The following is a 15,584-nucleotide window of genomic DNA, read 5'->3' on the forward strand; positions in this document are numbered from 1 at the left end:
GGCTGCGACTTACTTCGGTTGACCTTGAGCATTAAATTGGCGCCAGTAACCCTCTAACTTCAGCTCTTTCAAGGCATTATTTAGATACTTCGGCTCATACCATGTTTTGGTATCTACATCACGACGGATTAAGCGAGCGTCTTTGGCAATTTTTAAAGCACTATCAATTTGTGAACGATGGAACTCGTCTAGTAGCGGTGTAGTACGGTCCTTTAAATTCCAGCCATCCCACGTTTTTTGATAATCCACCAACGGAATGCCACTTTGTGCCCAAAGTTTATATTGCGCACTACGGTTAGCTTCTTGAGAACTCCACTGCGCTTGTTTAATCAGTTTCGTCACGACACGTTGCACTACCTCTGGATATTGTTTTTCAAAACTTTCTGTCACCCAAAAGTGCGCAATCGGCGCAACTTTGGGATCTTTAATTTCTAGTAATGTTTTTGCCACACCACGCGCTTGCAAACTAAACGGTGAAGTAATCGTGGCATCAATATCACCTGTCGCTAACGCAGTACGCGCCGAATAGGCATCTTGCGAAATCACTCGTAAATCGCGCTCAGTTAAATTGTATTTTGCTAATACACGGTTAAAGACGATCTGACCATTGGTGCCTTTAAAGACGGAGAATTTTTTGCCTTTGAGATCTGCAAAGGATTTGGCATTAGAGCCGGCAGGCACCAACACATAAGTTGGGCCAAAACGCCCTGTTGAAAACAAGACTTTGGTTTTTAATCCCGTTGAACGTCCAACCAATGAGGGCAAATCACCATGCAATGCAAAGTCAACTTTGCCATTGGCTAAAGCTTCATTGGTTGCAGGGCCTGCTCCGGGGAAGAACAGCCAATTTACCTTAATGCCATCTTTTTTAAATTCTTGTTCGAGCACACCTCGTAAATGTGCTGTAGCTACAAAACTACCGCCCACTTTGGGTTTACCCCCCTCACCCGCGCCTGATACAGAAATACGAATTTCTTTGGGATTAGCAGCATGCAATTGAACGCTTAGACCAAGTGCTGAAAGTGCCAAGAAAGTGGCTGCGATTTTTTTAGAGATAATTTTCATTTTAAATGTTCCTTAATGGTTTAAATATTTGAATTAAAAGGTGTACTGAACCTGAGCTTGCAGCTCATTGGTGTCTTTTTGATTTGCCGTTTCGACATCAAACAGGTAGTGATTCAGCTGTAATTGGAATTTTGTGGTTTGCGCAAAAAACAGATTTAAGCCCAAAGAGTGAATGTCATATTCACCAATACGACCGCTCGCGGTGTCGAGATAGCTTGCGTTGTTTTTATTCGGGTTATAGCGGTCAAAACGGTAATAGCCTTGGACTGACTTTGGCCAGAAATCATCAAATTTGGCGTTGGATTTAATACTGTTGTAGAACTGATCGCCCAAGGTGTAGAAGGCGGTAAAAGTATGCCCTTCCGCTTTGGCTTCTTTGATGTCTTGGGCTACGGTATCGACATAATCGGTCTTGCCTTGCAGATATTCATAGGTCACACCAAATGGTGCGTGGTTATAATAAATATCGAAACCCAAACGATCACGTTTCGCAGCATTATCAGTGATTCCGCCGGCTGAAATTTTCGATTCGCCTTTGATATAAGAGGCACCAAACTTCAACTCACGGAAAATGCTGGCGTAGTCCACTGGCAAGGTAAAAGCCACACGACCGATATAATCTTTGCCATTGTTGTCATCTGCCTTATTACTGGCGTTCCCATTGGTTACCCCTAAAGCATACTCAAACAGCGGCGCACGGTAGTTCGATGCAAAGTCGACAAAAGGTTTGGCATCCCCACGGACGATAAATCCATTTTGACGGTTAAACAGTCCTAAAAAGGTCGAAGCTGCAGCGGTACTAATGGTCGGACGCAAATCTTCAGGAGACTGCACATCTAGACCAAAGGGCAATAACTGCTGACCGAGCGTAAAGTTGAGTTTGGCAGTTTCAGGGCCCGCATTGGTGGCAAAAGCGTTATAGCGAACAAAGGCATCTAGTAAGTTAAAGTTACTGTTATTGGTGCCATCATTGCGTTTGCCATAACCAAAGGACAATTGATAATCGAGGTTTTTTCCTTCGTTATAATCACGAAATAAATTCCCGCGCACACCAATCAGCGCAGTCCCAATATCAAATGTCGATTTGGTTGCACCTAAGACACCTGTTTCATCGAGCGCACTCGCACGTAGTTGAACCGTGCCATACAGGGTTGTATCACGAGTCGATTTGGTGGTTTGACGTTCATATTGACGTGACTGATCGTACTTATAGTTTTCAATATCTGCACGTAAGCCGTCGATATCTTCGGATGTTGCTGTGGTTACTTCTGCAACTTGCGTTTCACCTTCAACATCAGCGGCGTTGGTCGTATCTTCTGTCGTCACAGTGGCCGTTTCGACGACTTGGCTTTTGGTCGTCCCAGATTCCACTGCATTTAAGCGTTTTTGCAAACTCTCAATTTGTTGTTTTAAGCTGCTTAGTTCTTGCCGAAGTGCTTCATCCGATGCAAAACTCAGCTGACTGGTTGCGGATAAAATCAGTCCGACCGCAACGGTTAATGTGGTTTTTTTCATGATTTGGTTTCACTAACATTTTTCCCAAAGCGCAAAATCCCCCAACCCCATGCAAGGTGCATGAAGTGAATGTACTGCGTGGGTTTTTAAAAATTAATCTGAGTGGTCGTAGGTTTTATTCAACTTATGCACGACCGAAACTCGAAGACAGCTTTTAGAATTTAAGCGCGCATCATCGCGAGTGTCATAGCACAACAACATGCCTGGTGCAGGACACGAAAAGCAGAAAGATATCGATGCGTAAAAGTACTCATAAATGTTCCATACAGTGGTGAGTTTTGTTCACTCTAATATGGCAACAACTGTGCCAACATTTTAAGTATTTATTTTTTAAAGCTTTATTATTTAAATCTGATAAATTCTGTTGGTTTTAACGCCAAAAAACTGTTGGTTATTCAACAGTTGCTTATTTCAAATCATCAGTTATTTCCATTTTTATATCTCATTTTATGAAATAAGAAATACGCTTTGGTCTTTTAATAACTGATGTTACGCCTGTAAAAGTAATTTCGGATTTTTAAAATGATTTTTAAATCTATTCGATGGAGTCTTACATCTAGGGATTGAATAACGGGATTAGCCTTCGGCTGGAGGTACTCTTACGAAACGTTGTTTCTCATTCGACAAAATGAGAAGCGTGCTTCGCAAGGAAACCATCTTGCGGTGCAATACACCTCACCGACAAAACTCGTTCAATACCATCAAATGATTCAAAGGATCGCAAAAACATTTTTGATTAAAAGTCGTCTTGTCTCAAACAATTGCGGATGACACTACCGCGTATCGTTCTTTTATTTGGATCAAATTGCGCTTCTGATATTACTAGAGCATAAAAAAACCCACTGACGTGGGCTCTTTTCAATTGATTTTAATTACCGCTTATTGACCAAATTTAGTCGCCATGGCAGTTAATTTTTGATAACCCGTCGGTAGCAAACGTTGAATTAAATCAATCGCTTTTGCATCATTACCAATCAATAAACGGCGCTTATCTTTTTGTACTGCTTCAATGATTTGACGAGCCGCTTCTTCAGGTGGACAACGCAAGAATTTATTAAACGACTGTGCCGATTTTTGCGGGTTCATGCCTAAACTTTTCAGGCTATCATTCATTTTTGCGGCATTGGCAATATTGGTACGAATCCCGCCCGGATGTACACATAGCGCACTCACGCCACAGTTTTCAATATCCAATTCTTGGCGTAAAGATTCGGTAAAGCCACGTACTGCAAATTTAGTGGCATTATATGCCGACTGTGTTGGCTGTGCAGTTAAGCCAAACAAGCTGGAAATATTGATGATATGGCCTTCACCACTTTGCTTGATATACGGTAAAAATTCTTTGGTGCCATAAACCACACCCCAGAAGTTAATATTGACAATCCACTCCAGTTCTTCGTAGCTTGCCCCTTCAACGGTCGTACCCAATGCCACACCCGCATTGTTAAAAATCATATTCACCGAACCATGATCTTTAACGGTCTGTGCTGCCCATGCTTTCATTGCCGCAAGGTCTGACACATCGAGTTTTTGCGTGGTTACACGTACATTGCTGGCTTTCACTAAGTCTACGGTTGCCGCAAGACCCTGTTCATTCACATCGCTTAAAGACAGATGGCAGCCTTGTTTCGCCAAAAGCACTGCCAATTGCTGACCAATACCTGAACCTGCACCTGTAATGGCAGCCACTTTATTTTTGAAGTTTTTCATTGTGATTCCTTATTCCTTTATGCTGCCGCTTGGCTTTATCACAGCGTGATCTCATTTGCCAATGTGTGCAGTTCGTCGACTTAATATAGTTTTGACAATACATATTGTCAATGTCATCTTAGGACGTGCTAAGCTGTTGAAATCGCCAATGCTTAAACATAGGTTTAAACTGAAATTATTGCTAAAATAAGATAAAATTCTGCTTTAGTTCAGCGTATATTTTCATGACAGATGCAACAAATCACACAGAACAACAACAGGCAAAAAATGTGAAGGAACGTCAATTTAAAGGGCTTTCTCTCAGTGAACGTAAGCAAGCGCGACGTGAAAAACTGATTGAAGCCGGTATAGAAGCCTATGGTACACATGGCTTTTTTTCAGTGACTGTGAAAGATATTTGTTTGGAAGCCAAGCTGACCGAACGCTATTTTTATGAATCATTTAAGAAAAGTGAGCAACTGTTCCAGACCATCTTTTTAAAATTAATCGATGAACTGCAACAAAACGTGATGCAAGCCATCATGCAAGCATCAACCGATTCTAAAAAAATGATTGAAGCGGGTTTAACCGCCTTACTGTTAACCTTAAAAAATAATCCACGTATGGCGCGCATCATTTACATCGATGCCATGTTGGTACAAGAGCTACATAACCAAGCCACGATTAATGAAACCATGATGCGCTTTGACCGTATGATTCATGCCTTTGTCATGCTCATGATGCCGAATATTGATCGTTCAGAACGCGAAATTTCAATGGTCGCAACAGGTCTCAATGGTTATGTCACCCAAATCGCGATTCGCTGGGTCATGAGTGGTTATAAACAACCGATTGACGAAGTTTTATCGTCATGTAGCGTGGTCTTTTTGGCCTTGTTGGATGCTTTTTCTGAAAAACCCAGGAAATAAATTCTGAGCTCAACACTGATCTTTACAATTTTTTGAATGATTTTTTTGTGACAACAACATGATGCAAAGCCCATGTTGTTGAATATTTCAGGATTTAAATTGTCACAATTTCTTTCTAAACCCCAATGAAAGATCATTTTTGCAATGATACTGTCATAATTAATCTTTGTAATAAGCCTGTCATAAATATAAAACGGTCTACCGTTTACATAAAATAGGGTATTGCGCTGTGAAAGATGACTATATTTTAATCGTCGACGACGAACTCCCGATTCGGGAAATGATCCATACTTCACTGGATATGGCTGGTTTTCAATGTCAGCAAGCTGAAGATGCCAAACAAGCGCACCAAATGATTGTGGATCAGCGTCCTGCACTGGTTTTATTGGATTGGATGATGCCTGGTGGCGTGAGTGGTGTAGACCTATGTCGTCGTTTAAAACGCGATGAAAATTTGTCAGAAATTCCAGTCATCATGCTCACTGCGCGCGGTGAAGAAGACCATAAAGTCCAAGGTCTAGACGCAGGCGCAGATGACTACATGACCAAACCCTTTTCCACCCGTGAGTTAGTGTCACGCATTAAAGCGGTGCTGCGTCGCTCAAATGCCTTGGGTGGTGAAAAAACCATTGATGCCAATGGTTTAATCCTCGATCCAGTCAGCCAACGTGTCAGCTTTGGTAACACCATTTTAGATATGGGACCGACTGAATATCGTTTACTGGCCTTCTTCATGACTCATCCTGAACGTGCCTATACCCGTGCTCAATTATTAGATCAGGTTTGGGGTGGAAACGTGTATATTGAGGACCGTACCATTGACGTGCATATTCGTCGTTTGCGTAAAGTTCTTGAACCTTTCCAAGCCGATCGTTATGTCCAAACTGTTCGTGGTACAGGTTACCGTTTCTCTACCCGTGCAGACGCTGTGATGGGTTAGTCATTTTAGGTCTTTAATTTTCTATGTACGAACCGTATCCCGTCCCTGAACTTGCCAGTGAACATAAAAAATTCCGTTACAGCAGTTTATGGACTTTTGCCAAGCAGGATTTAAGACTGCTGGCATTTTTCCTACTCATTGCTGCACTCATCGGCTTTGGTATCGGGTACTTATGGATCTGCATCTTAATTGCCTTTGCAGTGTTCTTTGCATTGCAAATGCGTTCGCTGTACTTGGTCAACGAATGGATTTCAAACCGTCCCTATGATGTCCCGCCGAATTTAGACGGTATTTGGGGGGCTTTGCTCTTTAATGTATACCGTGCGCAGCGTCAAGAACGCATTGTACAAGCTGAAATGGTTGGTCTGATCGACCGCGCTCAATCTTCCTTAGTGGCACTTGCTGAAGCTGTGGTATTGATTGATGAATTACACCAAATCGAATGGTGGAACCCTGCCGCAGAAAAGCTTTTGGGGATTCAACAGCTCGATCAAGGGCGCAATATTTTAAGTATTTTAAGACAGCCCAGTTTTATCGAATACTTTACCAATATCGATTTAGCCCCCGATGGTTTGAAAATGAAATCATCGGTGCTTGAAGACCATTATGTGCAAGTCAAATTGACCCGTTTTGGTCGCGAAAGTCGTTTATTGGTGGCCTATGACGTCACACGTATGCATAACCTTGAGCAGATGCGTAAAGACTTTGTCGATAATATTTCACATGAGTTACGCACACCGCTCACGGTTTTAAGTGGTTATATCGAAACCTTTACCGATCAGGAAGATTTAAATCCACGCTGGAAACGTGCATTCGATCAAATGCAATCTCAAACCCGCCGTATGAATGCTTTGGTCAATGACTTGTTATTATTATCTCGTCTGGAAAATGATAAAAAAGTCGCTAAAAATCAAATCATTGAAATGCCAAGTTTAATGAACCAACTGTATGACGATGCACATGCTTACAATGTGGATTATGGACATACACTGAATCTTGAAATTGATAGTCACTGTGACCTGATCGGATCAGATATGGAATTGGCGAGTGCCTTTAGTAACCTCATCACCAATGCAATTAAATACACCCCGAAAGGCGGTACTGTGACCATTGGTTGGCATGATGATGGTACGCATGGTTATTTTACCGTTGAAGATACGGGTATCGGGATTGACCCGAAACACTTACCCCGTTTAACGGAACGGTTTTACCGTGTGGACAGCGCACGTAGTCGCCAAACGGGAGGAACAGGTTTAGGTCTTGCCATCGTGAAACACGTTTTGATGCAACATCAGGCACACCTTGAAATTGAGTCCAAAGAAAACCGTGGTTCGCTGTTTAAAGTAGTCTTCCCTAAAGAACGCTTGTATCATGTGAGCTAAGCAGAATCATCCTGCCGGTCTTGCTGTGCTTCCAACTGTTGTTCTTGTTGTTTGGCACGGCGATATGCAGGACGCTGTTGCATCCGTTGTAAGAAAGCCTGAATTTGTGGATATCGCCCTTGAGTTCTGGTCATGACGGCTTCTAATGGAAACGTCATCTGAATATCCGCAAAGCTAAACGGTCCCGCAAAATATTCATTTTCCGCTAAATGGTTTTCTAAAAACTCGATATGTTCTTTTAAGCGAGGTCGTACAAAACCTTTTTTGACCCCATCACAAATGCGATTAGCTACGGGTTTGATGACCCAAGGTACATGGCGTGGCACATTGCTCATGACCAACTGCATCACCAACAACGGCATTAGAGAACCTTCGGCATAATGCATCCAAAAGCGATATTGTTGTTTTGAATGTTCCGCCTTGGCTGCAAAAAAATCATGCCGATCATACTTCTCTTGTAAATACTCCAAGATCGCTGCAGATTCTACCAAGACCAGTCCATCATCCTGCAATATGGGCGACTTCCCTAAAGGATGGATGGCTTTAAGCTCAGGAGGAGCAGACAAATTTGGCTGGCGCAGATAAAACTGAACCTGATAATCCAGTCCTAATTCCTGCATTGCCCATAAAATACGAAATGAACGAGATTTTTCTAGATGATGTAGCACCCGCATGGGTTCATCTCCTATATGAAGTCTAAAATTTTCTTATTTCTGGCATGCCATTAATATTTTGAAGTAGTTAAATCATAAAAAGTGTCAGATCACTGCTTGGATCTGTATCAAAACAAAATTTTGTACAGTACAGCAGCGACCTGCATTTAAATTAAACTAGAGTGGTTTTAATGTCTACACTGCGCAATAAAGTTTTTGTCACTGGGGTTTTTTCACAAATGGACAAGATTTTTTGCTCTAATTCTGCATCCAAGGGCGTTTGAAAATGCAGGCGTCGCTCAACCCATTCAGCTCCTTCACGGTTCGCACAAAAGTCTGCCTCGACACTAAACTCCCCCAATTGGATTTGTTTATGTGCTGCATACATGCGCAAGGTAATCATGGTGCATGAAATTAAAGAGGCGCACAGTAAATCATACGGTGCTAAACCTAAGTCCCCGCCGCCAAATGATTCGGGCTTATCGGTAATAAGTTGATGTTTTCCACTCTGAATTTCACCTGACCACGGTGCTTCTAAAGTGTTTACTGTTGCCGTTGCGACGATACCCATAATGACTCCCTAATGGTTATGCCGCACCATTTTCACGACAGGTACGGCTGTTCATTTTTATTTTTAAGTTAACGTGATGGACGCATTTTATCAGGGAAAGCCGGTGCTTCTAGTCGTGGACCATCATAGTCTGGAATAGAGCCAAAGCGTTCGTCCTGATTAATCCACTGCTCACGGGCAATATTCAATTCTTCTTGTGTGCGCCCCACAAAATTCCACCACAGCAGAATCGGTGATTCAAAAGGTTCACCCCCTAATAATAAAACACGGCCACCTGCGTGCAGATCAATTTTGACTTGGGTTAAGCCCGGCTCAAGTACCACCATATTGTCTTCATTGAGCTCGTGACCATTGACACTGGCAGTCCCTTCGAGGGCCATAAAGCCATATTCAAATTTTGGATTGAGCGGCAAGACGGTACTTTGACTTTCCGAACTACGCAGATCGACACCTAATAATTCACTATGTACTTTTACCGGCGATTTAGTCTGTAAAAACTCACCCACCAAGACCGTCAATTCAATCCCGTCTTGTGTCACCACTGGCAACTCTGGGTAATGGTCAAACTGGGGCGCCATATTGATTTTGTCATCTGGCAATGCAATCCAAAGCTGCGCAGCATGCATTTGTGTTTCAGACTCTGGAGCAACCTCAGTATGCGAAATACCATAACCCGCTGTCATGAGATTGACTTGTTTGGGCTGAATTAACTGATGTGTGCCCAAACTGTCGGTATGCATCATGGTGCCATCAATCATCCATGTAAATGTTTGCAAACCAATATGTGGATGCGGCCCAACATCTAAGCCATCACCTTGAGGAAAATGCACTGGACCGGCATGGTCAAGGAAACACCATGCACCAATCATCCGTTTATGCCGACTCGGTAAAGCACGTTTTATCACTGTGCCTTGACCAATTTCAGCACGGCGCAGTGGAAATTCTTGAATGAACTGATTGACGTATTTTTCACAATCGTCGGAATGAGATATTTCTGTGTAATTGGTATTGGTCATATTCTTACCCTAAATTTGGCTAAGCCGATGCAAGGACTATCGGCTAGACCTATGCATTTTTTTCCATTATATCTGCATTAACTCAATCTTCTTCAGCTGTCATTAATACGCTGAATCACAGAGATAGGACAATCGTTTTTTTGTTGCCTAATATGACATATAGCATAACAGTTATCGATGCTTCTTTAGACAAACCCAATGCAAAATTACTTGTTAAAATCACGTGAAATGTAAATCTAAGTAACACAAATTAACACTCACTTTTAACCAAACAATACCAAATAATTCACAAATCATTGAAATAACGTGTTTAATTTTAAATAAGAATAATATAGATTATTTTAGTTACATAAATTTACATACAAACCATGCTCACCTGTCGGTAATCTTGCATGATCAATGAGTATAAGAAAGAATCACGTGCACTGATCCAAAAAGCCTTGAAAGGAACCTTTGTTCGCGTTCCTGCTCAATTTCGTCAAGAATTTTTCCACTACCATCGTCGTCAACTTTTTAAATTCTTTTTGCAAGTCAACATCGTGGCTCAATTGGCCTATCTCTCTTATGCCATCGCGGATTGGTTTATGTTGCCCGATGTGGGTTTGCTCGCGATAGGCTTAAAAACGGCCTATACCTTACTGATGATGGGCATCACATGGGGCATTTATACATATAGTAAGAGCATTTTACTCTTCGACTTGATGCTTCCCCTATCGATCGTTGGTGCTTCTGCGCTGTGGTTTAGTCTACTCAATTTATCCAATAGTCCCGATGTGCCGATCTATTTATATGCATCTTTGGTTTTTATTGTACTAGCCAATTTATGTGTACAAATCCGCTTTAAAGCTGCTGTGCTCATTTCTCTATGTATCAGTCTTATTTTACTGATTGGGGTGTATTTCGCCATTTCTGGCAATATCCATCAACTGCAACTGTTTATATTGATCTATTCGCCCGTGTTGTTATTTAGTTTGTATATCAGTTGGAATTCAACGCAAAAATCCAGAATTGTATTTTTACACAGTAAACTCGATCAGTTGAACCGTGAAGCGCTCAATATTATGGCGCATACCGACGTGCTGACCGGCTTAAACAATCGACGTCAATTTATTCAACTTGCCAATTATCATATTCATCATCAGTCCAAACCGTTACAGCCGCTTTCATTACTGATTTTTGATGTCGACAAATTTAAAAATATTAATGATCAGTTTGGACACTATATTGGTGACCATGTTTTACAACAAATTGCAGAAACGTGCCGACATACCTTACGTAGCCAAGACATCATTGCCCGCTTCGGCGGTGAAGAATTTATTATTCTTTTACCGCAGACACACCTGCGTCAGGCTCAAGATATTGCCGAACGCCTACGACGGGCAATAGCCGATGATTATTTAGAACTTGATACACTACAAAAACTTAAATTTACCGTTTCAATTGGTGTTGCCGAATTTGGTCAAAAAAACCGAGATTTACAAAGTGTAATTCGCATGGCCGATCAGGCACTTTATCAAGCAAAATTTGCAGGACGCAATCAAATTTCAACTTATAAAACAGCAAGTTAATAATATATTTTGTAACAATCATCAGACGATTTTTTATCATTCATTCGAAAAATCCCTAGTTTCAGGTAGATATTTTTGTGTGTTTTTTGTTCATAATTTGTCCTAAGCCATTTATGGAGAAGGGACATGTCTGTTGATGTACGAATGAGTTCTCGGACTAATTCGTCTGCTCAGGAAGTTCGTAAAAATCATACTCATACTTTGAAACTTTCTGAGTGTGATCTTGCCAATCGTGCCGAGATTGAACAAGCCATTGCAGATCCTTTTGCACGTATTCCTACGCAGTTTAGAAACTATTTTCTACAACATCAGTATGCCCATCAGTTACCTTATTTGCGTCAAGTGAACTACATGGCGCAGATTACGTTTCTTCTTTATTTTTTTGCTGACATTTTTATTATTCCAGACATGTTCTTTTGGTCAGGCCTTTCTCGAGTTGCCCTGATTATTGTGGCTTTATTGGTTAGCTTTTATTTATTTAAATACAAAAAAGACATTCGTGTACTCGACATGATCTTACCGATCGGGACGGTCTGTAGCACCGCGATTTGGATTGGCTTATTACTGGCTTCAAATAGCCCAATGGTCTCGTCCTATATCTATGGTGCAGCGATCTTTATTTTAATTGCCAATGTCTGCGTACAAACACAATTTAAGCCTGCCTTGTATTGTTCGGGTCTCATTTCGCTATTGGTATATTTTGCGGTGAGTCAGCTTTTATCATGGCAAGAAGCACTGATTTTTGTGGTGGTGTCTATTCCTGTTTGGATGATCAGCCTGCATATGAGTTGGAATAATACACTCAATGCACGTCGTCATTTTTTACGTACCCTACTTGACGACTGGAATATGCATACGCTGAAAAATCTAGCCCACACAGATGAGCTCACCCAGTTATACAACCGTCGTCAGTTTGTTCAGTTGGCTGAACATCGCATCCATGAATGGCCAACGCCTGCAAGCACTTGTTTATTGATGTTTGATGTCGATCATTTTAAACATATTAATGATAATTACGGGCATGATGTTGGTGATCAGGTACTGCAATGTATCGCTGAAACCACCCGCAAAGAAATGCGCCAAAAAGATGTCTTGGCTCGCTTTGGTGGCGAAGAATTTATTGTGCTGCTGTCGGAAACGCAAATACAGGATGCAATGTTAATCGCAGAACGTATTCGTCTAACGCTTCAAAATCAATCATTGCTGAATGTCGCAAATCACCCGATCCAATTTACCGTTTCCATTGGTGTTTCACAGCTTAAATCACATAAGCAAAATTTAACTGAACTGATTAAGCAAGCGGATATTGCGCTGTATCAGGCAAAAGAAAATGGCCGTAACCGTGTAGAGCGCTATGATTCAAGCATGAAACCCGAACGTAAATCGACGAAGTCTTGGCAAAGCTTTACCCATAAAGCGAAGCCTAAAGCTGAACCGAATAATGAAAGCGATAGTAGTTGGTCAATTGTTTATAAATAGAATGTTGAGATATAAAAAAAGGACGCTGAAGCGTCCTTTAAGTTTATTTAAAAACTATCTTCATCAAAACGGTCTTGATCTATTTTATAAATATGGAAACTTCTTTCAATTTGAATACCCAAGCCAAATTCAATCATGAGAGATGTAAGCTTGTCACCATCAATTAAAACAATGCCTGATTTCTTTGCTGACTCAATTGCTTCTTTACTAAAACAAGAAGTAGTAATAAATACGCCCTTTTTCGCCACTTGATCAGCCAAAGCTCCCTTAAACTGTTGAATGTCAGGGCGCCCCACCGTATTTTCCCAACGTTTAGCTTGAATATATATTTTATCTAAACCTAAACGATCTTCACTGATAATACCGTCAATGCCACCATCACTGGTTTTACCTATTGCTTGGGCTGCGTCTTGATGTGAACCGCCATAACCCATTATTACCAACAAATCGACAACTAATTGCTCAAAGAATTTGGGTGAATTACTTTTAATTTTATTTAATAGCTCATCTTTAATTGTTTGATTAAGCTCCTTTGATGATTGTTCGATTATTTCTGCAGGCGTCAAATGTTCTGTTTGAATAGATGTAGCATGCTCTTCTATTAGAACTAGATTTTGAATATTTTTATTATGGTTAGAACCAATTTTATAATCAGAAAACCCTTCAAACTGCATCAAATACTGATTAGTTATATTGGATAAGCTGGACAAATCAATAGACCAACCTAAAGTACTTAATTCGCAAAGACCACGTGATGGTTGTTGTATCAAACCTGCTTTAACCAAATATGTTTTCGCCCAGCCAACACGATCATAAAATACTGTTTTTGTACCACTAGATAGCCTTAAATTTAAATCAGCTTCAGATAACCCAGATCTTTCAGCTAAAATTTTTGTGGCAGAACTTAATTTTATTGCCTCTTTTTGTTCTGCTAAAAGTTTCATTAATGGAAGCATCAACTGATCGTATGTAGGCAATGACATTTAACTTGCTCTTTTTAAAATAGTATTTTTCATAATTATAAACAAAAAAAAGGACGCTGAAGCGTCCTTTTTTTATTAGAAATATTTAGGTTTCCCTAAATAGCCACAGGCATAGCCTTTGCCGTAATTTAGGCAAGAAATGTTGTTTCTTGAAATCCAAAACTGCCGCGAGCATAGCTCTTGGAGTAAAACTGGCACGAAGCAGTGCTTCGTGCCAGTTTTACTCCCATTCAATAGTTGCAGGTGGTTTAGACGATACGTCATAAACAACACGAGAAACTTCAGCAATCTCGTTCATGATACGTGTAGAAATCTTGTCTACAAGATCATAAGGAAGGTGTGCAAAACGTGCAGTCATAAAGTCCACAGTTTCTACAGCACGAAGCGCGATTACCCATGCATAACGGCGGCCATCACCTACGACACCCACAGATTTCACAGGTTGGAATACGGCAAATGCTTGTGCAGTTTTGTCATACCAGCCGCTTGCGCGAAGTTCTTGCATGAAGATGTCATCTGCTAGACGAAGGATATCTGCATATTCTTTTTTCACTTCACCAAGAATACGTACACCTAGACCTGGGCCTGGGAATGGATGACGGTAAAGCATTTCAAATGGAAGACCTAAAGTTGTACCTAAACGGCGTACTTCGTCTTTGAATAAATCACGGATTGGCTCAACCAATTCGAATGCTAAATCTTCAGGTAAACCACCCACGTTGTGGTGTGATTTAATCACGTGTGCTTTACCTTGTTTGCTTGCTGCAGATTCAATTACGTCTGGGTAAATGGTACCTTGAGCAAGGAAGTTCACACCGTCAAGCTTACGTGCTTCTTCAGCAAACACTTCAATGAATTCACGACCGATGATTTTACGTTTTTTCTCTGGATCAACTTCACCAGCAAGCGCTGTTAAGAAGCGATTTTCAGCGTCGGCACGAATCACGCGAATACCCATGTTTTTCGCAAACATGTCCATCACTTGCTCGCCTTCGTTCAAACGAAGTAAACCGTTATCTACGAATACACAAGTCAATTGGTCGCCAATCGCACGGTGTAAAAGTGCAGCTACAACAGATGAATCGACACCGCCTGAAAGACCCAAGAGAACTTTTTGATCACCAATTTGCTCACGCAGTTGTTCTACGCGAAGATCGATGATGTTTTCTGAGTTCCACAAGTTACGGCAACCACATACGCCATGTACGAAGTTAGACAATAACTCAGCACCTTTCGCAGTGTGTGTCACTTCTGGGTGGAATTGGATACCATAGAAACGACGTTTTTCATCAGAAACCATCGCCACTGGGCAGCTTGGTGTGCTGGCAGTGATTTGGAAACCTTCAGGAATTTGAGTCACTTTATCGCCATGACTCATCCATACTTTTAATTGGTCTTTGGTATCTTCAAGATCACCAATTAAAGCATCACGGACTTTAATATCAACTTCTGCATAACCGAATTCATGTACAGTACCTGGCTCAACTTTACCGCCAAGCTGCTCTGACATGGTTTGTAGACCATAGCAAATACCTAAAACAGGTACACCAAGTTCAAATACAACTTGTGGTGCGCGCGGACTACCTTCTTCATGAACACTTTCTGGACCACCTGAAAGAATGATCCCGTTTGGGTTAAATGCACGAATGTCTTCTTCAGACATATCAAATGCGTACATTTCTGAATAAACACCAGCTTCACGTACACGACGTGCAATAAGCTGGCTATATTGAGAACCGAAATCCAAAATCAGGATACGGTCTTCAGTAATTTGGGTATTGGTAGTCATGGCAA

The 15,584-nt window shown here is 41.2% G+C and carries 13 protein-coding genes; 5 read left to right on the forward strand and 8 right to left on the reverse strand.

Going from position 1 to position 15,584, the window contains the following annotated elements:
• Positions 1 to 9: 9 nt before the first annotated feature.
• From FTU05_RS05490 to FTU05_RS05500, 3 genes are all read right to left on the reverse strand, one after another.
• The gene (locus FTU05_RS05490; protein WP_180164495.1) at positions 10 to 1,065 is read right to left on the reverse strand and encodes an ABC transporter substrate-binding protein; all 1,056 of its coding nucleotides are present in this window, start codon (positions 1,063 to 1,065) and stop codon (positions 10 to 12) included.
• A gap of 33 nt (positions 1,066 to 1,098) precedes the next feature.
• Positions 1,099 to 2,580 carry a carbohydrate porin gene (locus FTU05_RS05495; RefSeq protein WP_180164497.1) on the reverse strand — a complete coding sequence of 494 codons (1,482 nt, stop codon included), beginning with the start codon at positions 2,578 to 2,580 and terminating at the stop codon, positions 1,099 to 1,101.
• 879 nt (positions 2,581 to 3,459) lie between these two features.
• Positions 3,460 to 4,290, reverse strand: coding sequence for an SDR family oxidoreductase (locus FTU05_RS05500; protein WP_180007971.1), 831 nt, complete (start codon positions 4,288 to 4,290; stop codon positions 3,460 to 3,462).
• A 224-nt stretch (positions 4,291 to 4,514) separates the two neighbouring features.
• Between FTU05_RS05500 and FTU05_RS05505 the strand changes: the two genes are divergently transcribed.
• The 3 genes from FTU05_RS05505 to phoR all read left to right on the forward strand — a co-directional run bounded on the left by FTU05_RS05505 (position 4,515) and on the right by phoR (position 7,520).
• A complete protein-coding gene (locus FTU05_RS05505) occupies positions 4,515 to 5,198 on the forward strand; it encodes a TetR/AcrR family transcriptional regulator (RefSeq protein ID WP_180105963.1) in 684 nt (227 codons plus the stop codon).
• Positions 5,199 to 5,427: 229 nt separating this feature from the next.
• Positions 5,428 to 6,138: a phosphate regulon transcriptional regulator PhoB gene (gene phoB / locus FTU05_RS05510; protein ID WP_078191504.1), complete on the forward strand. Its 711-nt coding sequence runs from the start codon at positions 5,428 to 5,430 to the stop codon at positions 6,136 to 6,138.
• Between the two features lie 23 nt (positions 6,139 to 6,161).
• Entirely contained in the window at positions 6,162 to 7,520 is a 1,359-nt protein-coding gene (phoR, locus tag FTU05_RS05515) for a phosphate regulon sensor histidine kinase PhoR (RefSeq protein WP_078191505.1), read from the forward strand.
• On the opposite strand, the gene FTU05_RS05520 is transcribed toward phoR, so the two are convergent.
• The 3 genes from FTU05_RS05520 to FTU05_RS05530 all read right to left on the reverse strand — a co-directional run bounded on the left by FTU05_RS05520 (position 7,517) and on the right by FTU05_RS05530 (position 9,760).
• The gene (locus tag FTU05_RS05520) at positions 7,517 to 8,194 is read right to left on the reverse strand and encodes a glutathione S-transferase family protein (protein WP_180035124.1); all 678 of its coding nucleotides are present in this window, start codon (positions 8,192 to 8,194) and stop codon (positions 7,517 to 7,519) included. The two genes, phoR and FTU05_RS05520, sit on opposite strands and share 4 nt — an antisense overlap.
• Positions 8,195 to 8,345: 151 nt before the next feature.
• Complete coding sequence (locus tag FTU05_RS05525) at positions 8,346 to 8,744, reverse strand: OsmC family protein (protein ID WP_180157273.1); 399 nt, start codon at positions 8,742 to 8,744, stop codon at positions 8,346 to 8,348.
• Positions 8,745 to 8,812: 68 nt separating this feature from the next.
• Entirely contained in the window at positions 8,813 to 9,760 is a 948-nt protein-coding gene (locus tag FTU05_RS05530) for a pirin family protein (protein WP_180039790.1), read from the reverse strand.
• 392 nt (positions 9,761 to 10,152) lie between these two features.
• Here FTU05_RS05530 and FTU05_RS05535 point away from each other — a divergent pair, with 392 nt between their 5' ends.
• Entirely contained in the window at positions 10,153 to 11,328 is a 1,176-nt protein-coding gene (locus FTU05_RS05535) for a GGDEF domain-containing protein (RefSeq protein ID WP_180118181.1), read from the forward strand.
• Positions 11,329 to 11,472: 144 nt separating this feature from the next.
• Positions 11,473 to 12,807, forward strand: coding sequence for a GGDEF domain-containing protein (locus FTU05_RS05540; protein WP_180118193.1), 1,335 nt, complete (start codon positions 11,473 to 11,475; stop codon positions 12,805 to 12,807).
• A gap of 47 nt (positions 12,808 to 12,854) precedes the next feature.
• On the opposite strand, the gene FTU05_RS05545 is transcribed toward FTU05_RS05540, so the two are convergent.
• Positions 12,855 to 13,790, reverse strand: coding sequence for a restriction endonuclease (locus FTU05_RS05545; protein WP_078191511.1), 936 nt, complete (start codon positions 13,788 to 13,790; stop codon positions 12,855 to 12,857).
• 220 nt (positions 13,791 to 14,010) lie between these two features.
• Positions 14,011 to 15,579 carry a glutamine-hydrolyzing GMP synthase gene (gene guaA / locus FTU05_RS05550; RefSeq protein ID WP_078194056.1) on the reverse strand — a complete coding sequence of 523 codons (1,569 nt, stop codon included), beginning with the start codon at positions 15,577 to 15,579 and terminating at the stop codon, positions 14,011 to 14,013.
• Positions 15,580 to 15,584: the final 5 nt, after the last annotated feature.

This window comes from Acinetobacter sp. YH12049, from assembly GCF_013419875.1.
Lineage (GTDB): Bacteria > Pseudomonadota > Gammaproteobacteria > Pseudomonadales > Moraxellaceae > Acinetobacter > Acinetobacter amyesii.